This is a genomic window from Streptomyces sp. NPDC127092, from assembly GCF_042722475.1.
Taxonomy (GTDB): domain Bacteria; phylum Actinomycetota; class Actinomycetes; order Streptomycetales; family Streptomycetaceae; genus Streptomyces.
Window position 1 is genome coordinate 134,535 of record NZ_JBHXFE010000016.1, and the last position, 20,865, is coordinate 155,399.

The window sequence follows — 20,865 nt, forward strand, 5'->3', positions numbered from 1 at the left end:
CCCGACATGGGGAAGACGTACATCGTCGGCGTCGGCATGACGAAGTTCGAGAAGCCGGAGACCCGGGACTGGCAGTACTGGGACATGGCGAAGGAGGCCGGCACCGCCGCCCTCGACGACGCCGGCATCCCGTACGGCCTCGTCCAGCAGGTGCCCGTCGGCTACTGCTTCCAGGCCTCGACGGCCGGACAGCGCGCCGTGTACGAACTCGGGCTCACCGGCGTGCCCGTCTACAACGTCAACAACAACTGCGCGACCGGGTCCACCGCCCTGATGACGGCCCGGCAGTTCGTGGCGGGCGGCGCCGCCGACTGCGTGCTCGCGCTCGGCTTCGAGAAGATGACGCGCGGCGCCCTCGGCGGCGGCTCGGGCGGCGCGGACCTCGCGAGCTCGCCCGTCGCCCGGCACTACGGGATCATGGCGGCCGGACACGGCTTCGAGGCGGCGCCGCCCACCGCCCAGATCTTCGGCAACGCGGCCCGCGAGCACATGGACCGCCACGGGACCACGGAGGTGCAGCTCGCCGCCGTCGCCGCCAAGAACCACCAGCACTCCTCCCGCAACCCCAACGCCCAGTTCCAGGACGTCTACTCGGTCGAGGAGATCCTCGCCGCCCGGACCGTCCACCGGCCGCTGACCAAGCTCCAGTGCTCGCCCACCTCCGACGGCGCGGCCGCGGCGGTCGTCGTCTCCGAGCGCTTCGTCGACGAACACGGCCTGCGCGACCGGGCCGTGGAGATCGCGGCCCAGGCCATGACCACCGACACCGAGGAGTCCTTCGCCTCCGGCTCCTGCATCGACGTCGTCGGCCGGCCCATGTCGCGGGCCGCGGCCCGGCAGGTGTACGAGGCCTCCGGCCTCGGCATCGAGGACGTCGACGTCGTCGAGCTGCACGACTGCTTCTCGATCAACGAGCTCCTCACGTACGAGGCGCTGGGCATGTGCGAGGAGGGCGCGTCCGGCAAGCTCGTCGAGTCCGGCGCCACGACGTACGGCGGCCGCTGGGTGGTCAACCCGTCGGGCGGACTCATCTCCAAGGGCCACCCGCTGGGCGCCACCGGCCTCGCGCAGACCGCCGAACTGGTCTGGCAGCTGCGCGGCGAGGCGGGCCCGCGCCAGGTGCCGGGCGCGCGCGTGGGCCTCGCCCACAACATCGGCCTGGGCGGCGCGGCGGTGGTGACGATGCTCCGGAGGCCGTAGGGCGGCGGTTGCCGGCGGTGGCGCGAGGGCGGGCCCGTGGGCCGGGGCGATATCGCGATGTACGGGTCTTGGCATGTCTGCGACCATGACGCGCATGCCGCGAACCGAATCCGCCTCCCCGGCCTCCCGCACCGCCGCCCCCGCCCTGTCCCCTCCCCGCCGCCTCTGGCTGGTGGTGCTGATCGCCTGCGCGGGACAGTTCCTCGTCGTCCTCGACGTGTCCGTCGTGAACGTGGCGCTGCCGTCGATGCGGGCCGGTCTGGGGCTGTCGGCGGCCGGGCTGCAGTGGGTGGTCAACGCGTACGCGATCGCCTTCGGCGGCTTCATGCTGCTCGGCGGCCGGGCGGCGGACCTGTTCGGCCGCAAGCGCATGTTCGTGGCCGGCCTCTCCCTCTTCACCCTGGCCTCGGTGGCGGGCGGACTGGCGGAGGAAGGCTGGCAACTGGTCGCGGCCCGGGCGGCCCAGGGCCTCGGCGCCGCCGTCCTGTCACCGGCGACGCTCACGATCCTCACCGCCGCCGCTCCGGAAGGGCCCGCGCGGACCAGGGCGATCGGCACGTGGACGGCGGTCGGCGCGGCCGGCGGCGCGGCGGGCGGATTCGTCGGCGGCGTCCTCGTCGACCTGCTGTCCTGGCGCTGGGTGCTGCTGGTCAACGTCCCGGTCGGCGTCCTCGTCCTCACGGGCGCCGCGCTGTGGCTGAGCGAAGGCCGCACGGGCGGGGTCCGGCGGATCGACCTGCCGGGCGCGGTGCTCGTCACGGCGGGCCTGACGGCCCTCGCGTACGGCATCGTGCAGACGGAGGCGGCGGGCTGGACCGCCCCGGCCACCCTGCTGCCGCTGCTCGGCGGGATCGCCCTGCTCGCCGCCTTCGTGGCCGTCCAGGCGCGGGCGGCCGCACCGCTGGTGCCGCTGCGGGTGTTCCGCTCCCGCGCGGTCTCCGCGTCCAACGCGGCGATCGTCGTGTGCGGGGCGTCCTCGTACGGCATGTGGTTCTTCATGACGGTGTACGCGCAGAACGTCCTCGGCTACACCCCGCTCCAGGCCGGCCTGGCCCTGGTCCCGAGCTCGGTGAGCGTCATCGTCGGAGCCAAACTGGCCCCGCTCCTGATGCCGGCGACCGGCGCCCGCAACCTCGCCGTGCTCGGCGCCCTCGCGGCGGCGGTCGGCTTCGGCTGGCAGTCGACGCTGACGCCCGACGGCACGTACGTGACCGCGATCCTGCTGCCGGGCGTCCTGATGATGACGGGCCTCGGCCTCGCCGCGACCCCTCTCGCCGCACTGGCCACCTCGGGCGCGGTGCCCTCCGAGACGGGCCTCGTCTCCGGCCTCGCCAACACCTCCCGCATCATGGGCGGCGCCGTCGGCCTGGCCGCGTTCTCCACGATCGCCACCTCCCGCACGGGCGCCACCATCACCCCGGAAACCCTCACCGCGGGCTACGCCCTCGCCTTCCGCACGGCGACGGGCCTCCTCCTCGCGGGCGCCCTCCTGATGCTGCTGTGGCTGCCGAAGCCCACGTCGAAACCCACGCCGAAGCCGGTGCCGCAGCCCTCGCCGGAGGTCTCCGGTCCGACGCCGCGAAAAGATCCGGAGGAGTCATGAACGGCCTGTTAGAGTCACGCCGTTCGTACGGGTGAGCGGACGCGGAGAGCTGGGGGCTCGCGCGCCGGACCGGACGGGTGGCACGACCACCGCCGACGCCTCCCCGTACCGCGTTCCATGGGGAGGAAACCCACTTGATCAGGTCATCCCGCAGACGCGGGCGGGCGCGCGGCCTCGTCAACGCCGCTCTCGTTCTCTCGCTCGCCGTACCGGCCGGCCTCGGTGCCGCCGCCGGTACGGCGTTCGCCGAGGACCCGGCGACCGACCCGGCGACGGCGCCGGTCGTCGTCCCCGCGGGCGCGCGCTTCGTCCCGCGCGCCACGCTCGTCCTGAACGCCGGCCAGACCGGCTTCCTGACCGCGCAGGAGGGCGACGACCGCCTGCGCTGGATCGACTACGCCACCGGCGCCACGACGATCCTCGACCAGCGGCTCCCGAAGAAGCCGGTGTACGACGTCGACGAGGGTCGGTTCCTCTCGGCGCCCGGCATCGGCACGTACGGCTACGGCACGGACACGCTCGCCGTGTTCGAGGAGAGCCCGAGCCCGCGCGTCACCCTCGGCCCGGTCAAGGGCGGGGAGCCCACCGTCACCATCGCGATCCCGGAGGGTCAGTCGTACGTCGCCACGTACGGCTCCACCGTCGTCACCCGCACCGGGACGGAACAGGCTTCGACCGGGCTGCACCTGCTGACGACTACCGAGGGCGGCGCCGTGCAGGACCGCGCGATCGAGGGGCTGCCCGAGGGCTGGCGCCTCGGGGTCGCCGGCGACGCGCGGTCCGTGGTCATCAGCGGCAGCATCTGGGTCGACAGCAAGGCCGAGACCCGGTCCTGGCTGGTGGACCTGTCGGATGGCGTCCTGAAGGAGCTGCCCGAGAAGTACAGCTGGGACCAGCTCCGGCTCGGCCCCGACTGGATCCTGCGCGACGGCTACTACGAGGGCGCGCTGCTCGACCGGGCCGACGTCGCGGCTCCCGAGCAGGAACTGGACCTGCGGGATGTGCCGTACGAGGACGCTGTCGCGGCCATTGGTACGAAGGCCACCGGCACCGCCCTGCTCACCCTCGCGCCGATCAACGGCGGGGACAACGAGTACCAGGGGCGGGTCCTCTGGCACCACCGCCCCGACGGAGGCAAAGAGGACCTGCTCGCCGTTGCCCGGGGCGACATCACGAACCTTCCCGACGGGTCGGCGCTCGTGGCCGGCGCCGAGACGAAGCCCCACCGCGGTCCGCTCGACTGGGGCTTCTACCGCTTCACCCGGGCCTCCGACGGCACCATCGCCCGTACCCGGGTCGCGGACATCGAGGACATGCCCGCGCGGCCGGCCGGCATCGCGCTGGGCAGCGGCATCCTGACGACCGCCGACGACTCCGAGCTCTACGAGCCGCACACGATCATCGGTTCCTACCGCAGCACCTGGCTGAACACCTCGGGTCGCCCCGAGCCGGGACGCACCACGCAGGACGTCCTCGCCGGCGGTCGGGACGACGACTGCGGCGACAGCGGCAACGATCCGACGACGTACTGCATCACCATGTACGCGAGCGGCGACGGCTTCCACGGGCGCAGGAACCCCATGGAGCACGCGGGCACGGTCCTCTTCAAGAACGGGGACACGAACTGGGGCCCGGCTGTCAAGGCGCCCCTGTCCAGCCCCTGGGTTAAGGACCTCTCCGGCCGCTACGGCCTGATCCAGGACGGAGTCCAGGGCGGCGCGCAGCTCGTCGTCGACTTCCGCGAGGGCGGGACGAGTCAGGTCGTGGTGAAGCGCGACCCGATGCCGGCGGCGCTCTGGGGCGACACGCTGTGGGGCGCGGGCACGAGCGGATCGACCGTCAGCGCCACGTCCCTGGCGGCCGGCGGCACGGCGGTCACCGAGTCCTTCGCCATCCCGGGTGCCTGCCGCCCGTCCGAGCTCCAGGCCGTGGGACGTTTCGTCTACTGGCGCTGCGAAGAGGGCTACAGCGGCAGCTTCCGGGGCGCGGGCGTCTACGACCGCCAGGCGAAGAAGTTCACGACCGCCCCGGCCGGTTCGACCCTCCTCGGTGACGGCTACCTCGCCGTCGCCAACGAGGGCCAGGGCATCGACGTCTACGACCTCCAGGGCGGACTGCCCGCCTCCGGCGCCCACGCCGACCTGCCCCGGCGCAACGCGGTGAGCGGCGCCGACCTCGGCAAGGCCACGCGGGCCAGGTCCGACTGGACGGTGGACCGCTTCGGTGGCCACCTCGCGTACGTCGGCGACGACCGGCGCGTGCGGATCGTGCCGACCGGCGTCCAGGCCTCCCCGCTCTCCGTGATCGACCAGGCGGTGCCGGGCACGGCGCTCGACCTCACCACGCCCGGCGCGAGCGTCCGCGGCCGCTGGTGGCTGTCCAAGCCCGCCGCGTCCTGGGAGTTCACGCTCCGCCACACGGCGACCGGCGACGTCGTCCGCACCCTGCGCGGCACCGACGCCCGCGGCCGGGTGGACGCCGCCTGGGACGGCAAGGACGAGGCCGGCAGGCCCGCCGCCAACGGCGCGTACACCTGGACCCTGACCGCCGTCCCCGCGGACGGCGCGGGCCCTGCGCTCGAGCGCACCGGCTCGGTCACCGTCCTCGGCGGCACCGCCTCCGGCACCTACCGTCCGGTGACGCCGTCGCGCGTGATGGACACCCGGAGCGGCGTGGGCGTGCCGAAGGCGAAGCTGGGCCCGGGTGGCACGGTGACGCTGACGGTCGCCGGCAAGGGCGGGGTCCCGGCCACGAACGTCACCGCCGTGGTGATGAACGTGACGGCGACGAACGCGACGGCGGGCACGTTCGTGTCGGTCTACCCGGCGGGCACGACCCGTACGAGCGCGTCGAACCTGAACGTGGTGGCCGGTCAGACGGTTCCGAACCTGGTCGTCGTGCCGGTGAAGGACGGCAAGGTCACCTTCTACAACAAGTCGGGTTCGCTCGACCTGCTCGCCGACGTCGCCGGCTACTACACGACGGACGGGGCAGGCTCCCGCTTCCGTCCGGTGACGCCGTCGCGCGTGATGGACACCCGCAGCGGGGTCGGCGTGCCGAAGGCCAAGGTCGGTGCCGGCGGCACGGTGACCCTCACCGTCGCCGGCCAGGGCGAGGTCCCCGCCACGAACGTCACCGCCGTGGTGATGAACGTGACGGCGACGAACGCGACGGCGGGCACCTTCGTGTCGGTCTACCCGGCGGGCACGACGCGCACCAGCGCGTCGAACCTCAACGTCGTGGCCGGCCAGACCGTCCCGAACCTCGTCATCGTCCCCGTACAGGACGGCAAGGTCACCTTCTACAACAAGTCGGGTTCGCTCGACCTCCTCGCGGACGTCGCCGGCTACTACACGACGGAGACCACCGGCTCCCTCTACGAGCCCGTCACGCCTTCGCGCGTGATGGACACCCGTAGCGGTGTGGGTGTGCCGAAGGCGAAGCTGGGCCCGGGTGGCACGGTGACGCTCACCGTCGCCGGCAAGGGCGGGGTCCCGGCCACGAACGTCACCGCCGTGGTGATGAACGTGACGGCGACGAACGCGACGGCGGGCACCTTCGTGTCGGTCTACCCGGCGGGCACGACCCGTACGAGCGCGTCGAACCTGAACGTGGTGGCCGGACAGACGGTTCCGAACCTGGTCGTCGTGCCGGTGAAGGACGGAAAGGTCACCTTCTACAACAAGGCGGGCTCGCTCGACCTGCTCGCCGACGTGGCGGGCTACTACACGGGCTGAGCCACCGGCTCCCGCCTCTGGCCGGCCGGTCACCCTGGGTCGACCCGGTGGCCGGCCGGCCGGCTACAGCCAGCCCTGCTGACGGGCCTCCCGCACCGCTTCCATGCGGTTGCGGGTGCCCGTCTTACCGATGGCCGAGGACAGGTAGTTGCGGACCGTGGACTCGGACAGGTGGAGCTTCGCCGCGATGTCGGCGACGGTCGCGCCGTCCACGGAGGCGCCGAGGGCGTCGCGTTCGCGGGCCGTCAGCGGGTTCGGGCCCGCGCTGAGGGCCGCCGCCGCGAGGGCCGGGTCGATGACCGTCTCGCCGCGCAGGGCCTTGCGGATGGCCTCGGCCAGCTCCTCGACCGGGCCGTCCTTCACCAGGAAACCCGCCGCGCCCGCCTCCATCGCGCGGCGCAGATAGCCGGGCCGGCCGAAGGTCGTCAGGATCAGGACCCGGCAGTCCGGCACCTCGTCGCGCAGGTCCGCCGCCGCCTCCAGACCCGAGCGGCCCGGCAGTTCGATGTCCAGGAGCGCCACGTCCGGCCGGGCCGTCAGCGCGGTGGCCACGATCTCGTCGCCCCGCCCCACCTGCGCGACGACCTCGATGTCCGGCTCCATCCCGAGCAGCAGCGCGAGCGCGCCCCGCATCATCCCCTGGTCCTCGGCGAGGAGGACCCGTGTCGACTTGGCGGGGCGGTGGTCCTGCGGCATCTCGTTCACAGGGAACAGCGTAGGCCGGGAGGCCTGTTGGGGCGCGTCGTACGGGGCCGGGCCCCCGCTGCCCCGCCGGTGGCCTCCCGGCGGTGTCACGCGGCCGTGTCGAAGGTGTAGTGGGCCGTGTGGTCCAGCATGTCCGCCGGGGTCACGTCGTTCCACGGGCGCATCGTGTCGTGGAGGTCGACGACGTTCGGGGTGCCCGCGGCCGGGAGGTAGGGCGACTTGGGGTGGCGGGCCTGCCACTCGGCCCACAGCTTGTCGACGAAGGCGTGGTGCATCCAGAACACCGGGTCGTTCGGGGACACGCCGGTGGCCATCTGGCCGCCGACCCAGACGTGCACGCGGTTGTGGAGGTTCACGCCGCGCCAGCCCTCCAGGTGGTTGCGGAAGCCCTCCGACGAGCTGTTCCAGGGAGCCGTGTCGTACGTCTCCATGGCGAGGACCGAGTCCACCTCGGCGCGCGTCGGCAGCTGCCGCCCGCCCGCGCCGAGGTCGCGCCGCAGGTAGTCGCGGCCGTCCACCCGGACGTTGATGGTCCACCTGTTGCCGGAGCGGGCGAACGCGCCGTCGAGTACCTGGCCGTCACGCGCGCGGCCGGTGCCGCCGAGGAAGTCGGGCGCCCAGAGCGAGGAGCGGGAGGTGCGGTCGGCCGTCCAGTCCCAGTAGGGCAGGGTGACGGTCGCGTCGACCGACTGCAGCGCCCGCTCGAACTCCAGCAGGAAGCGCCGGTGCCACGGCAGGAACGACGGCGAGCGGTGCCCGACGCGGTCGCCGGTGTCCGTGTCGCCCATGATGAAGGCGTTGTGCGTGGTGACGAAGGTGTCGTAGCGGCCCGAGCGCTTGAGTTCGAGCAGCGCGGCCACGAAGCGCCGCTTCTCGTCGGCGGTCAGCGTGGCCTGGTTCTTGCGTATGGTCATGACGGTGGTACGGCTCCGGGGTCGGGGCGGTCGGGGCGGTCGGGGCGGTCGAGGCGGTCGAGGCGGTCGACGCGGTCGGGTCGGTCGGGGCGGATCAGGCGAGGGCGAGCGGGACGAGCGGCGCGCCCTGGAGCTCGCGGACGGCCGCACGGGCGGCCGCCTTGGGCGAGGCGACGGGCTCGTAGTGCGTGATCACGCTGATCCAGGTGCCGTCGGCGTTCTGCATGACGTGCAGTTCCGCCCCGTCGATCGTGACGCTGTAGCCGCCGCCGTGGCCGCCTCCGTGGCCGTCCCCGTGGCCGCCCCCGTGCGAGCCTCCGTGTTGCCCGCCGCCCTGCGCGGGGCCGCCCTTGATGCGGCGGCCGAGGTAGACCTCGTCGAACGATCCCGGAGCCGCGGGACCGGCCGTCGCGGCCGTGGTGCGCGAGGTGGAGGCGGTGGCCGGGCCGGCCAGGGCGAGCCCCGCGGCGGCGCCGGCGGCGCCCGCGGCGACGCCCAGGGCCCTGCGGCGAGTGATGCTGGACATGAAACCCCCTGATGGTGGTGCGACCGGGGGTTGGTCATATGCCCCCGGTAGGTCCCATCGGTACCGCCAGCGGCCGGTGTGCCGGAAATCGCCGGGAACGGGTTGGTCGCGAAGTGGACAACTTCGTGCGTAAAGTGCAAAGTTGAACGAAGTTGATCTTGCTGCGCGGGTCGCCGCCGGGCGCGCGGAGGGAAATGTTCCGCAGAAGGGGACGGCGTCCCGCGAAGGATCTTCCGGGGCGGCCGCGCGGTGTGGCGGGGGCCACCCCGTCAACGTGTCCGGATACCGACCGCACCCCGGGTGCCGCACCCCGATCCCGCCCCGCTCGTTGGCAGGTCATGAACACCACCCAGCGCGCATGTGCCGCCCTCCTCCTCGCCGGTGCCGCCCTCGGTCTCGCCGGCGCCCCTCAGGCCCTGGCCGCCGACAACCCGAACGCCCAGGCCCAGGACGCCGGTCTCGTCGACCTGCTCGGCCTCGACAAGGTGGGCCGCGACAACAAGCCCCAGGCGTCCATCAGCGGGAACAGCTCCGACGCGAACATCGGCGGCCAGGCCGTCGAGCAGCACGCCTGACGGTCCGGGCGAGCGGATCAGGGGCGACCCGCGTCTACAGGTCCGCCCCCGAATCCGCCGCCGGGTCCACCGGCAGCTCCGCCGTCACCCGGTACCCGCCGCGCGGGCCCGGCCCCGAGACCAGGGTGCCGCCCGCCGCGGCGACCCGTTCCCGAAGGCCCCGCAGACCGCTGCCTGGCGTGCTGCCGGCGGGGACGCCGCGCCCGTCGTCCGTCACCGTCACCCGCACCCGCTCCGGACCGCCGCCGACCTCGATCTCGCAGCGGGTCGCGCCGCTGTGCCGTACCGCGTTGGTCGCCGACTCCCGCACCACCCAGCTCAACAGCGCCTCCGTCTGCGGTTCGAGCGGCGGGCCCGACTGGCGGACCACCGGCTCGATGCCGGCGGAGGACAGGGCGTCGCGGGCCCGGTCCAGCTCCGTCGTGAGCGAGGCCTCGCGGTAGCCCGTCACCGCCTCCCGGATCTCCGTCAGCGCCTGCCGGCCGACCGTCTCGATGTCCGCCAGCTGCGCGAGCGCCGCCTCCAGGTCGCGCGGCGCCAGGCGGCGGGCCGCCTCCGCCTTCACCACGACGACGGACAGGGTGTGGCCGAGCAGGTCGTGCAGGTCGCGGGAGAAGCGCAGCCGCTCCTTCTCCACCGCCGTGCGGGCGAGTTCCTCCTGCGTGGCCCGCAGCTCCAGGACCGTGCTGTTCAGGGTGAGGATCGCCGCCGTCACCATGACCGAGATGAACGTGCCGTACACGATCCCGAACGAGTCCCAGCCGTCCCGCCAGAACGTCACCGCCGCGACCGCCAGGACCAGGGGGAGGACGATCAGCCGCAGGAGCACCGCGCCCCGCACGATCGCGCCGACCGCGAGGCCGAGCAGCGGGAAGAGGAGCAGCCACTCCCGGCCGTACCCGATGGCGAGCGCGAAGGTGAGCGCGCCGAGCGAGGCGAGGAGCCACCACGTGGCCGCGGTCTCGCGGCGGTGCTCGTCGAAGGCGCGGAGGACGATCGCGATGTAGAGGGTGTTGAAGGCGAGGAGACCCAGGCCGCCGATCCAGGGGTTCGGTGCGTCGCCGCTGAGCAGATGGGACAGCGCGCCCAGGCCCATCAGCAGCCACGGCAGCAGGCTCAGCCCGCTCGGTCCTTCCTGGTGCCGCTTCTCCGCGCGCCGCCGCAGCGCCGCGCGCCTGCACCGCCACCAGTCCTCGGTCCCCGTCCTCATCCCCACCCCTGTGACTGCTTCCCGTTCACGCCGTCCATGCCGAACGACGGTACGAGACCGCCGCGTACGCGCCGAACAGCACCGCCCACACCGCCAGGACCGTCAGCGCCGCCGCCCCCGGAGCCGTGCCCTCCGCCACCGCGCGGCCCAGCTCCGAGAAGCGGTTGGTGGGGGTGTACGAGGAGACGGTCGCCAGCCACTTCGGGAACAGGTCGACGGGGAACCACAGGCCGCCGACCACCGCGAGGCCCAGGTTGCAGGCCACGTTGACGACACCCGTCGTCTGCGCGGAGAGGCGGTAGCCGTTGCCGAGGCCGAGCAGGGTGAAGGGCAGCGAACCGGCCCACAGCGCGAGGGCCACGACCGCCCACTGCCAGGCGTCGAGCCGTACGCCGTTGGCGAGACCGCCCGCCAGCAGGACCGCGGCGATGGCGGGCAGGACGACGACCGTGCCGGTCAGGGCCCGGCCGGTGACCACCTGGCGCGGCGTCATCGGAGTGATCCGCAGCTGCCGCAGCCAGCCGGAGGACTTGTCCTCGGCGACCCCGGTGCCGAGCGACAGCGCGGCGCCCAGCGCGCCGTACGCCGCCATGCCGACCATCGCGGCGGTCTTGAACTCGGGGCTGTTCTGGCCGCCGAGGTTGGTGAAGAGCAGGTACATCATGACCGGCACGCCGACCGAGGAGATCGCGAAACCGGCGTCGCGCAGGGTGCGGCGGACTTCGAGGCGTACGTACGCGGTGATCATCGGACCCGCTCCAGGGTGTCGGTGTCGGTGTCGGTGCCGGTGCCGGTGCGGGTGCCGGTGGCTGTGTCGGTGCGGCTCGTGGTGGCGCGGGCGGCCTGGACGGCAGGGCCGGTCCGGGCGGCGTCGCCCCGGGTGAGGGACAGGAAGGCGTCGTTCAGCGAGACCGGGGCGACCTCCAGGCGCCGGACGAGGCCCAGGGACGCCAGCGCCAGGACCGTCGCGTCCGGGTCGTCGCTGCGCAGCCGGGCACGGTCGCCACGGATCTCCGCCGAGGTCACTCCGGGCAGCGCGGCCAGACCGTCGGTGGGCCGGCCGGCCAGGTCGAAGGAGACCGAGGAGCCGCCGGCCGCGCGCTTGAGCTGCTCGGCGGTGCCGTCGGCGAGGACGCGGCCGGAGTCGACGACCACGATCCGATCGGCGTGCTCGTCGGCCTCCTCCAGGTAGTGGGTGGAGAAGAGGACCGTGTTGCCGCGCCGGGCGTAGCGCCGCATGGAGGCCCAGAAGGCCTCGCGGGCCTCGACGTCGAGCGCGGCCGTCGGTTCGTCCAGGACGATCAGTTCGGGGTTGCCGGACAGCGCGACCGCGAACCGTACGCGCTGTGCCTGGCCGCCGGAGAGCCGGTCGACGCGGCGGTCCGCGAGCTCGGTGAGACCGGCCAGCGCCAGCGCCTCGCCGACGGGCAGCGGGTCCGGGTAGGTGCGGGCGACGAAGCCGACCAGTTCGCGGACGGTGACCCGCGGCACCGGCCGGGCGTCCTGGAGCATCGCGCCGACCCGGCCGGCCGCCACCGCGCGGGCGGGCTCGGCGCCGAAGAGCCGGACCCGGCCGCCGTCGGGCTCGTCGAGGCCGAGGAGGAGGTTGATGGTGGTGGACTTGCCGGCGCCGTTGCGGCCCAGCAGGGCCACGGTCTCGCCGCGGCGGATGGCGAGGTCCATCCCGTCCACGGCCCGGACGGCGCCGAAGGTCCTGGTCACCGCGGAGAAGGCGACCGCCGTCCGCGTCGCCGGCGCCGCCGTCTCCGCCGGCCTCGCTGTCTGGTTCGTCATGACCACGAAGCTACGGAGCCGGGGCCGGGGTCCGGCAGGCCCGGACGTACGGACCTGACGGTGACAAATGTCCCGGGTCCGGGGCGCCGGAACCAGCGATCTGACATGCCGTCAGGAGGGTTCACAACTCCCAGGGGCTCGGCTATACATGGGGATCACCGTTCTAGAACGCGTTCTAGAACGCCCCCGCACGGCCTCGGCGCGGTCGACGGTGCGGACGACCGCGCCGAGGTCTCCACCTGCCACGAGGAGCAACAGAGCGATGCCCATTGACGCCGCCAAGGCCGTCGCCGCCGAGCCCCGCAGCGCCGAGATCGCCTGGGACCACAAGGACGTGCAGCTCTACCACCTCGGCCTCGGCGCGGGCGTCCCCGCGACCGACCCCGACGAGCTGCGCTACACCCTGGAATCCCGGCTCCACGTCCTGCCCAGCTTCGCCACCGTCGCCGGCGCCGGCATGGGCGTCGTCGGCGGACTCTCCGCCCCCGGCATCGACATCGACCTCGCCGCCGTCCTCCACGGCGGCCAGTCGATCACCCTGCACCGCCCGCTGCCCGTCTCCGGCAGGGCCGTCTCCACCTCCCGCGTCGCCGCCGTGTACGACAAGGGCAAGGCGGCCGTCCTGGTGCTCCGCTCCGAGGCCGCCGACGACGACGGGCCGCTGTGGACCAGCGACGCCCAGATCTTCGTACGCGGCGAGGGCGGCTGGGGCGGCGACCGCGGACCCTCCGAGCGCCTCGAACTCCCGGACCGCGCACCCGACGCCACCGTCGAGCGGACCGTCCGGGAGGACCAGGCCCTGCTCTACCGGCTCTCCGGCGACTGGAACCCGCTCCACGCCGACCCCGAGTTCGCCAAGCTCGCGGGCTTCGACCGGCCGATCCTGCACGGCCTCTGCTCGTACGGCATGACCCTCAAGGCCGTGGTCGACACCCTCCTCGACGGCGACGTCACGCGCGTCCGCTCCTACCGCACCCGCTTCGCCGGAGTCGTCTTCCCGGGCGAGACCCTGCGGATCCGGATGTGGGCCGCCGAGGGCCGTACGCAGGTGGCGGTCAGCGCCGTCGAACGGGACGACGCCCCCGTACTCGCCGACACCGTCGTCGAACACTCCTGAACCCCATGGGCTGATTGGAGCCGCACCATGCGCGCAGCCGTACTGCACGAGATCGGCCAGGACAAACTCGAGGTCCTCGACGACGTCGAGGCGGTGGGCTTCGGCCCCGGCAAGGTGCGGATCCGGGTCCGGGCCACCGGCCTGTGCCACTCCGACGTCTCCGCCATGAGCGGCGTCCTGCCGCAGCCCGCGCCCTTCGTCCCCGGACACGAGGGCGCCGGCGAGATCGTCGACATCGGCGACGGCGTCACCGGCCTCGGCGTCGGCCAGCGGGTGCTGCTGTGCTGGCTGCCCGCCTGCGGCAGCTGCCCCGCCTGCAGGCGCGGCCAGACCCAGCTCTGTCTGGCCGGCTTCATGAACGCCGGTACCCCCAACTTCAGGCGCCCCGGCGGAGACGTCTTCGGCTTCGCCGGGACCGGCACCTTCGCCGAGGAGGTCGTCGTCGACGCCGGCTGCGCCGTCCCGATCCCCGACGACGTGCCCTTCGACATCGCCGCGCTCATCGGCTGCGGCGTGACGACGGGTCTCGGCGCCGCCATCAACACGGCGAAGGTGGAGGCCGGTTCGTCGGTCGCCGTCATCGGCTGCGGCGGCGTCGGCATCTCCGCCGTCCAGGGGGCGAAGCTCCAGGGCGCCGCCCAGATCGTCGCCGTCGACCCGGTCGAGTCCCGCCGCGAGGCAGCCCTCCGCTTCGGCGCCACCGAGGCGGTCGCGCCCGACGCGCTCGCCGACGCCAGGCAGCGGATCACCGGCGGCGAGGGCTTCGACTACGTCTTCGAGGTCGTCGGCAGGTCCGCCACCGCGCGCACGGCGTACGAGGCGACCCGGCGCGGCGGCACGCTGTGCGTCGTCGGCGCGGGCGCGCTCGACGACTTCCTCCAGCTCAACATGTTCGAGCTGTTCTTCGACGAGAAGCGGATCCTGCCCTCGATGTACGGCGGCGGGGACGTGCTCCGCTCGTACGAACGGGCCATCGCGCTCTGGCGGGCCGGGCGCATCGACCTGGCGTCCCTGATCACCCACCGGGTGCCGCTCGCCGGGATCAACGAGGCGCTGGAGCAGATGCGGACGGGCGTGGCCCTGCGCACGTGCATCGAGATCTGACCGGCACCCCCACCTGAGAGGACCTGCCCATGTCACTGCCTCTTGAGGGTCTGAGCGCGATCGTCACCGGCGCGGGCCGCGGCCTCGGCCGGGCCGAGGCCCTGGAACTGGCCAGGCTCGGCGCGGCCGTCGTCGTCAACGACTACGGCCGGCCCGGGCGCGACGGCTCCGGCGAGGCCTCGGCGGCGCCCGCCGAGGAGGTCGCGGCGGAGATCCGCGCGGCGGGCGGCCGGGCGGTCGCCCACGTCGGCGACGTCGCCGACTTCGAGACCGCGCGCGGCCTGGTCGACCTGGCCGTGGCCGAGTTCGGGAAGCTGGACGTCCTGGTCAACAACGCGGGCATCCTGCGCGACCGGATGGTCTTCTCGATGAGCGAGGACGAGTGGGACTCGGTCATCCGGGTGCACCTCAAGGGCCACTTCAACACCACGCACTTCGCCGCCGCGCACTGGCGCGGCCGGGCCAAGGCGGGCGGCAGCGGCGTCTACGGCAGGATCGTCAACACCTCGTCCGAGGCCTTCCTCGCCGGCTCGGCCGGGCAGCCCAACTACGCGGCGGCCAAGGGCGGGATCGTCGGTCTGACCACCTCCACGGCGCTGGCCCTCGCCCGGTACGGCGTCACCACGAACGCCATCTGCCCGCGGGCCCGCACCCGGATGACGGAGGACGTGTTCGCCGGCTTCGCCGAGCCGACGGCCGAGGACGAGCTCGACCCGCTGTCGCCGGAGCACGTGGCGCCGCTCGTCGGCTACCTCGCCTCCCCGGCGGCGGCCGGCGTCAACGGCCAGCTGCTCGTCGTCCACGGCGGCATGGTGGCGGTCGTCGACCGGCCCCGGGTGGCGGCGAAGTTCGACACGGCGAAGGACGTCTTCACGTACGAGGAGCTGGACGCACTCCTCACGCCGCACTACGCGGCGCGGCCGGCGGGCGAGACCTTCGCGGCGGCGGAGGTGCTGGGCCTGAAGAAGGGCTGAGCGCCGGCGGGTTCACCGAGGACCATCCACATGGGGGTGTGGTGGGGAACGCGAACGGCCCCCGGACCTGTCGTCCGGGGGCCGTTCGCGTGCTTCTCAGACGCTGCCTACTGCGCGTCGGGTTCGCGCCGGTGACGGCCGTGCGGCGAGGACGACGAGTCCTCCGCCGGCGCGGCCGGTCCGCGGTGCTTGCCCGAGCCGTTGTGCTCCTGCGCGTCCTTGTTGCTCATGGCGGAACTCACCCCGTTGTTGTCGCTCTTTCTGGTGCGGCTCCGTGAGTTTAGCCAGCGCTTTTGCGGTTCGTGAGGGGAGCCTGCTGCAAGGGGACGGGACGGCAGACCTTGGGCTCCGGGGCGAGCGGTTCCGTTTCCGCGGCCGCCGGTTCGGCGGGCGTTTCGGCGGGTTCCGTGAGCGAGGCGAGGCCGCAGGGCGCGCCGGGCGTCGCGTACGGGAGGCGCAGGACGCCGGCGGCCGTCCACAGGCCCGAGCCGGCCAGCCAGCCCGCGGGCGCGGCGAGTTGGTGCATCCGTCGTGAGGAGGGCCGCCACATGCCCACCCAGCTGCCGGCCATCGCGTCGATCCGGAGCGCGACACCGCAGTTCTCCGGCATCAGTACCTGCCCGGGCTGGACGGCGATGGGCGTCACCGCCGCGTCGTCGAGCCGCAGGCACTCCGGGAAGCGGACCGGCAGCAGGCTGCCCAGCACGCCCCAGCCGAGCCGGTCGTGGCCCGGCGACGGCGCGTCGGAGCGGATGAGCAGCAGACCGCTGTCGGGGTCCGCGAGGAGCAGCCGGTCGTGACTGTCCTCGGTGATCTGGAGCAGGGGCGTGACCTCGCCGCCGCGCTCCAGGTCGACGGCGACCGCCTTCACCGGGCCGCCGTCCAGCTGCCGGTCGAGCGCGAGCATCCGTCCCGTACGGTCCAGCCAGACGCCGCCCGTGCAGCGGCCCCTGACCTCGGCCACCTGCTCGGGGCCGAAGGCCCCGCCCGCCACCAGCCACAGCGTGGTGGTGTCCGGGCCGACGCACATCGCGTACGCGCAGATGCCGTCGGGCGACGGCGGCAGGAGCGTCAGGGCGCCGGGTGCGGGGGCCTGGACGGAGCCGAGGGAGAGCTCGCCGGTGTCGGGGCCGGTGGGGTAGAGGAGCGAGAACGCGTACCGGCGCCCGTCCACGGCGCGGCCGACCAGGACGCGGCCGTCCGCCAGCGGCGTCAGGAGCGCGCCGGGCTCCTCGGGCTGCGCGAGCGGCAGCGGTACGGCGTAGGGCTCGGGTCCGTCGAGGGTCCACCGCTCCACGTAGAGGGCGTCTCCGGAACCGGCGAGCCGCGCCGCGTAGGCGCCGTTCGCGGTGATCGTGAACGCTCCCGGGCCGACGGCGGGGCTTCCGGGGCCGTCTCCCGTGGTCGTCTCGATGGCACAGGCTGTCATCGACTCGTCACCTCCGGCCACGAAGCTAGTTTTCGCACTTCCAGCCGAACAACACGAGCCACCCCACTTCACACCAAAGGGTGGCGGTCGTCCGATTCCTCTGAGGGGCGGGGCCGGGTTGTGCTGGTGGGGCCAGGGGTGAGTAAGGTAAGGCGACCCTAAGTGGAATCTGTGAGTCCGCGGACGGGTCGCGAGCTGCCGTTTCCGGCGGCCCGGCAGTCCCGCGGTCCCGCGGCCCCACGGCGCTGACTCCAGCGCGCGGCCCGCGGTCCACGGTCCGGCCGGAGCCGGCGGACGTGGTCCGAACGCAGTAGTCCCCCTTGTCAGTCCCACCCCCGTACGCGTACAGGAGACCCGACATGCCCCTCCGCCGCCGCGGCACCGCAGCCGCCGCCCTCAGCCTCGCCGCCGCGCTCACCCTCGCGGCCTGCGGAGGCGGTGACGGCTCCTCGGACGGCGCCAAGAAGGACGAGGGCGGCAAGAAGAAGGACGTCGCCGCCGGCGGTAAGGACTTCGGCGACGCCGCCGCCAGGACGGCCGCCATGGGCACGGACGCCAAGGCCGGCCAGTTCCCGCGCACGCTCACCCACGCGCTCGGCAAGACCGAGATCAAGTCCGCCCCGAAGCGCGTCGTCGTGCTCGACGTCGGCGAGCTCGACAACGTGGTCTCCCTCGGCATCAAGCCCGTCGGCTACGCGCCCTCCGAGGGCGACGACGGCATCCCCGGCTACCTCGCGAAGGACGCCGGCGCGCCGAAGTCCGTCGGCACCATCAACAACCTCAACCTGGAGGCCATCGCCAACCTCCAGCCCGACCTCATCCTCGGCAGCCAGCTGCGCGCCGCCGACAAGTACGACGAGCTGTCGAAGATCGCACCCACCGTCTTCTCCATCCGCCCGGGCTTCACCTGGAAGGAGAACTACCTCCTCAACGCCGCCGCCCTGGACCGGACGGCCGAGGCGAAGTCGAAGCTCGCCGCGTACGAGACCAAGGCGAAGCAGCTGGGCACGGACATCGGCCCGAACAAGCCGACCGTCTCGATGGTCCGCTACCTCCCGGGCAAGATCCGCCTCTACGCCAAGGCCTCCTTCATCGGCACCATCCTCGAGGACGCCGGCCTGCCGCGCCCGAAGAACCAGCAGGTCGACGACCTGGCGGTCGAGGTCAGCCCGGAGAAGATCGACCAGGCCGACGGCGACTGGATCTTCACCGGCGTGTACGGCGACCCGAAGGCCACCAAGCGCGACACCGCCCAGGGCAACCCGCTCTGGAAGAACCTGAAGGCGGTCAAGGCCGGCCAGGCGAAGGACGTCCCGGACGAGACCTGGTACCTGGGCCTCGGCGTGACGGCCGCGAACAGCGTGCTCGACGACCTGCGCGCGGACCTCGTCAAGTAGACGAGCGGACGAGGGAGCCCCTGGCACGACCGGTGCCGGGGGCTTCTGCCGTGACCATTGCGGAGAAGGCGGCGGCCGTCTGCGGAGGTGACCGCAGCCACCTGGGGAGATGGCCGCGGCCATCCAGGGGCACGGCCGCGACCATCCGCGCGGATGACCGCGGCCGTCCGCGCAGATGACCGCGACCGTCCGCGCAGATGACCGCGGCCATCCGCGCAGCTGACCGCGACCGTCTCCGCAGATGGACGCGACCGTCGATCGAGGAACCGCGACGGCGGAGGACCACGTCCGCGAGAGCGGCGCCGGTTCAGGCGCACAAGGCGGCCAGGTAGCCTTTCCTCCGTGCCCCGTCTGTCTGAAGTCATCGCCGAGCTCGACGCCCTCTGGCCGCCGGAGCGGGCCGAGCAGTGGGACGCCGTCGGCACGGTCTGCGGCGACCCCGACGCGGAGATCAGCCGCGTCCTCTTCGCCGTCGACCCGGTCCAGGAGATCGCCGACGAGGCGATCGACCTCGGCGCCGACCTGGTCGTCACCCACCACCCGCTCTATCTGCGCGGCACGACGACCGTCGCCGCCTCCCACTTCAAGGGCCGGGTCGTGCACACCCTGATCAAGCACGACATCGCCCTCCACGTGGCGCACACCAACGCCGACACCGCCGACCCGGGCGTCTCCGACGCCCTCGCCGGCGCCCTCGACCTGCGGGTCACCGGGCCCCTCGTCCCGGAGAACGGCCTCGGCCGGATCTGCGAGCTCGACCAGCCCGAGACCCTGGCCGAGTTCGCCGCGCGCGCCGCGAGGCGGCTGCCCGCGACCGCGCAGGGCATCCGGGTCGCCGGCGACCCCGACATGCCGGTGCGCCGGGTCGCCGTCAGCGGCGGCTCGGGCGACAGCCTCTTCGACGCCGTGCGGGCCGCGGGCGTGGACGCCTTCCTCACCGCGGACCTGCGCCACCACCCGGTCTCCGAGGCGACGCAGGCCGCGCACTCCTCCGCCGGGCCCCTCGGGCTCGTCGACGCCGCCCACTGGGCCACCGAGTGGCCCTGGTGCGAGCAGGCCGCCGCCCAGCTCGACACCATCTCCGACCGCCACGGCTGGGACCTGCGGGTCCACGTCTCGAAGACGGTCACCGACCCCTGGTCCTCCCACCACACCTCTTCTGGAGCCCCCAACTGAACGCCGCGCCCGCCGACCAGATCCGACTCCTCGACGTCCAGGCGCTGGACGTGCGCCTCCAGCAGATCGCGCACAAGCGCAGGTCGCTGCCCGAGCACGCCGAGATCGAGTCGCTCAACAAGGACCTCACCCAGCTGCGCGACCTGCTCGTCGCCGCGCAGACCGAGGAGAGCGACTGCGCCCGCGAGCAGACCAAGGCGGAGCAGGACGTCGACCAGGTGCGCCAGCGCGCCGCGCGCGACCAGCAGCGCCTCGACTCCGGCGCCGTCTCCTCGCCGAAGGACCTGGAGAACCTCCAGCGCGAGATCACCTCGCTGGCCAAGCGCCAGGGCGACCTGGAGGAGATCGTCCTCGAGGTCATGGAGCGCCGCGAGTCCGCGCAGGAGCGGGTCACGGAGCTGACCGAGCGGGTCTCCGCCGTCCAGGCCAAGGTCGACGACGCGACCGGCCGCCGTGACTCCGCCCAGGCCGAGCTCGACGCCGAGGCCGCCTCGGTCGCCAAGGAGCGCGAGCTGGTGGCGGGTTCCGTCCCGGCCGACCTGATGAAGCTGTACGAGAAGCTCCGCGAGCAGCAGGGCGGGGTCGGCGCGGCCCGGCTGTACCAGCGCAAGTGCGAGGGCTGCCACATCGAGCTGAACATCACCGAGCTCAACGAGGTGCGGGCGGCGGCGGCCGACGCGATCGTGCGCTGCGAGAACTGCCGCCGGATCCTCGTCCGTACGTCGGAGTCCGGCCTGTAATGCGCGAGCTCGTGGTCGAGGCCGACGGCGGCTCCCGGGGCAATCCGGGACCCGCCGGCTACGGCGCGGTCGTCCTCGACCCGGCGACGGGGGAGACGCTGGCCGAGCGGGCCGAGTACATCGGCGTCGCCACGAACAACGTGGCCGAGTACAAGGGCCTGGTGGCGGGCCTGCGGGCGGCCTTCGAGCTCTTCCCGGACGCGACCGTCCACGTCCGCATGGACTCCAAGCTGGTCGTCGAGCAGATGTCCGGCCGCTGGAAGATCAAGCACCCCGACATGAAGCCGCTGGCCGCCGAGGCGGGCCGGGTCTTCCCGCCGGGCCGGGTGCGGTACGAGTGGATCCCGCGCGAGCGCAACAAGCACGCGGACCGGCTCGCGAACGAGGCGATGGACGCGGGGCGCCGCGGCGAGCAGTGGTCGCCGTCGGCGTCGACCGCGGCCGTGGACCACGCCGCCGAACTCGCCGCGGCCCGCGCCGCCGCGGGCGACGCCACGACCGGCGCGGCCCGGGCGAGGGCGGCACTGACGGGCGCCGACCTGACGGGCGGGGGTCAGGCCTCCCGCCCCGGGGCCGCCGCCGGCGCGCGCACCGAACCGGAGCCCGAGGGCCTCTTCGCTCCCGACGCGGCCCTGGCCGCCCATGCCCGCGCCTCCCTGGCGAC

General features: G+C 73.5%; 19 protein-coding genes. 11 read left to right on the forward strand and 8 right to left on the reverse strand.

The annotated features are described in order from the left end of the window. The first annotated feature begins 6 nt into the window (after window positions 1-6). The 3 genes from ACFWJO_RS16170 to ACFWJO_RS16180 all read left to right on the forward strand — a co-directional run bounded on the left by ACFWJO_RS16170 (window position 7) and on the right by ACFWJO_RS16180 (window position 6,540). Window positions 7-1,200, forward strand: a complete 1,194-nt coding sequence (locus ACFWJO_RS16170) for a lipid-transfer protein (RefSeq protein WP_386865497.1) — start codon at window positions 7-9, stop codon at window positions 1,198-1,200. 94 nt (window positions 1,201-1,294) lie between these two features. Beyond that, window positions 1,295-2,803 carry an MFS transporter gene (locus tag ACFWJO_RS16175; RefSeq protein WP_386865499.1) on the forward strand — a complete coding sequence of 503 codons (1,509 nt, stop codon included), beginning with the start codon at window positions 1,295-1,297 and terminating at the stop codon, window positions 2,801-2,803. 134 nt (window positions 2,804-2,937) lie between these two features. Beyond that, entirely contained in the window at window positions 2,938-6,540 is a 3,603-nt protein-coding gene (locus ACFWJO_RS16180) for a FlgD immunoglobulin-like domain containing protein (protein WP_386865501.1), read from the forward strand. Window positions 6,541-6,603: 63 nt separating this feature from the next. Here the strand turns inward: ACFWJO_RS16180 and ACFWJO_RS16185 are convergent, their stop codons facing one another. From ACFWJO_RS16185 to ACFWJO_RS16195, 3 genes are all read right to left on the reverse strand, one after another. Next, entirely contained in the window at window positions 6,604-7,236 is a 633-nt protein-coding gene (locus tag ACFWJO_RS16185) for a response regulator (RefSeq protein ID WP_386865527.1), read from the reverse strand. 95 nt (window positions 7,237-7,331) lie between these two features. Next, entirely contained in the window at window positions 7,332-8,159 is an 828-nt protein-coding gene (locus ACFWJO_RS16190; RefSeq protein ID WP_386865503.1) for a tyrosinase family protein, read from the reverse strand. A gap of 94 nt (window positions 8,160-8,253) precedes the next feature. Continuing rightward, window positions 8,254-8,685, reverse strand: coding sequence for a tyrosinase family oxidase copper chaperone (locus tag ACFWJO_RS16195; protein ID WP_386865505.1), 432 nt, complete (start codon window positions 8,683-8,685; stop codon window positions 8,254-8,256). 338 nt (window positions 8,686-9,023) lie between these two features. Between ACFWJO_RS16195 and ACFWJO_RS16200 the strand changes: the two genes are divergently transcribed. Continuing rightward, window positions 9,024-9,260 (forward strand): hypothetical protein, encoded by a 237-nt coding sequence (locus ACFWJO_RS16200; protein ID WP_386865507.1) that lies wholly within the window; start codon window positions 9,024-9,026, stop codon window positions 9,258-9,260. A gap of 34 nt (window positions 9,261-9,294) precedes the next feature. On the opposite strand, the gene ACFWJO_RS16205 is transcribed toward ACFWJO_RS16200, so the two are convergent. The 3 genes from ACFWJO_RS16205 to ACFWJO_RS16215 are packed head-to-tail and all read right to left on the reverse strand — an operon-like array spanning window position 9,295 to window position 12,153. Further along, window positions 9,295-10,470, reverse strand: coding sequence for a sensor histidine kinase (locus ACFWJO_RS16205; protein ID WP_386865509.1), 1,176 nt, complete (start codon window positions 10,468-10,470; stop codon window positions 9,295-9,297). 25 nt (window positions 10,471-10,495) lie between these two features. After that, the gene (locus ACFWJO_RS16210) at window positions 10,496-11,218 is read right to left on the reverse strand and encodes an ABC transporter permease (protein ID WP_386865511.1); all 723 of its coding nucleotides are present in this window, start codon (window positions 11,216-11,218) and stop codon (window positions 10,496-10,498) included. After that, window positions 11,215-12,153: an ATP-binding cassette domain-containing protein gene (locus ACFWJO_RS16215; protein WP_386865529.1), complete on the reverse strand. Its 939-nt coding sequence runs from the start codon at window positions 12,151-12,153 to the stop codon at window positions 11,215-11,217. The genes ACFWJO_RS16210 and ACFWJO_RS16215 overlap by 4 nt, the downstream gene beginning before the upstream one ends. Before the next feature lie 373 nt (window positions 12,154-12,526). On the opposite strand from ACFWJO_RS16215, the gene ACFWJO_RS16220 reads away from it, so the two are divergent. From ACFWJO_RS16220 to ACFWJO_RS16230, 3 genes are read left to right on the forward strand one after another with little or no spacing between them, the layout of a single operon-like run. Then, a complete protein-coding gene (locus ACFWJO_RS16220; RefSeq protein ID WP_386865513.1) occupies window positions 12,527-13,381 on the forward strand; it encodes a MaoC/PaaZ C-terminal domain-containing protein in 855 nt (284 codons plus the stop codon). A 27-nt stretch (window positions 13,382-13,408) separates the two neighbouring features. Next, on the forward strand, window positions 13,409-14,485 hold the full coding sequence (locus ACFWJO_RS16225) for a Zn-dependent alcohol dehydrogenase (protein WP_384418661.1): 1,077 nt from the start codon (window positions 13,409-13,411) through the stop codon (window positions 14,483-14,485). A gap of 29 nt (window positions 14,486-14,514) precedes the next feature. Then, the gene (locus ACFWJO_RS16230; protein ID WP_386865515.1) at window positions 14,515-15,459 is read left to right on the forward strand and encodes a 3-oxoacyl-ACP reductase; all 945 of its coding nucleotides are present in this window, start codon (window positions 14,515-14,517) and stop codon (window positions 15,457-15,459) included. Window positions 15,460-15,566: 107 nt separating this feature from the next. On the opposite strand, the gene ACFWJO_RS16235 is transcribed toward ACFWJO_RS16230, so the two are convergent. Together ACFWJO_RS16235 and ACFWJO_RS16240 are read right to left on the reverse strand one after the other, a co-directional pair. Continuing rightward, on the reverse strand, window positions 15,567-15,689 hold the full coding sequence (locus tag ACFWJO_RS16235) for a hypothetical protein (protein ID WP_386865517.1): 123 nt from the start codon (window positions 15,687-15,689) through the stop codon (window positions 15,567-15,569). A gap of 50 nt (window positions 15,690-15,739) precedes the next feature. Next, window positions 15,740-16,888 (reverse strand): hypothetical protein, encoded by a 1,149-nt coding sequence (locus ACFWJO_RS16240; RefSeq protein WP_386865518.1) that lies wholly within the window; start codon window positions 16,886-16,888, stop codon window positions 15,740-15,742. Between the two features lie 359 nt (window positions 16,889-17,247). Between ACFWJO_RS16240 and ACFWJO_RS16245 the strand changes: the two genes are divergently transcribed. The 4 genes from ACFWJO_RS16245 to ACFWJO_RS16260 all read left to right on the forward strand — a co-directional run. Beyond that, on the forward strand, window positions 17,248-18,285 hold the full coding sequence (locus ACFWJO_RS16245; protein ID WP_386865520.1) for an ABC transporter substrate-binding protein: 1,038 nt from the start codon (window positions 17,248-17,250) through the stop codon (window positions 18,283-18,285). A 342-nt stretch (window positions 18,286-18,627) separates the two neighbouring features. Beyond that, entirely contained in the window at window positions 18,628-19,461 is an 834-nt protein-coding gene (locus ACFWJO_RS16250) for a Nif3-like dinuclear metal center hexameric protein (protein WP_386865521.1), read from the forward strand. Next, on the forward strand, window positions 19,458-20,201 hold the full coding sequence (locus tag ACFWJO_RS16255) for a zinc ribbon domain-containing protein (protein ID WP_386865531.1): 744 nt from the start codon (window positions 19,458-19,460) through the stop codon (window positions 20,199-20,201). The genes ACFWJO_RS16250 and ACFWJO_RS16255 overlap by 4 nt, the downstream gene beginning before the upstream one ends. Further along, window positions 20,201-20,865: reverse transcriptase-like protein (locus tag ACFWJO_RS16260; protein WP_386865522.1), on the forward strand; the 665-nt coding region annotated here is incomplete at its 3' end. The genes ACFWJO_RS16255 and ACFWJO_RS16260, both read left to right, overlap by 1 nt.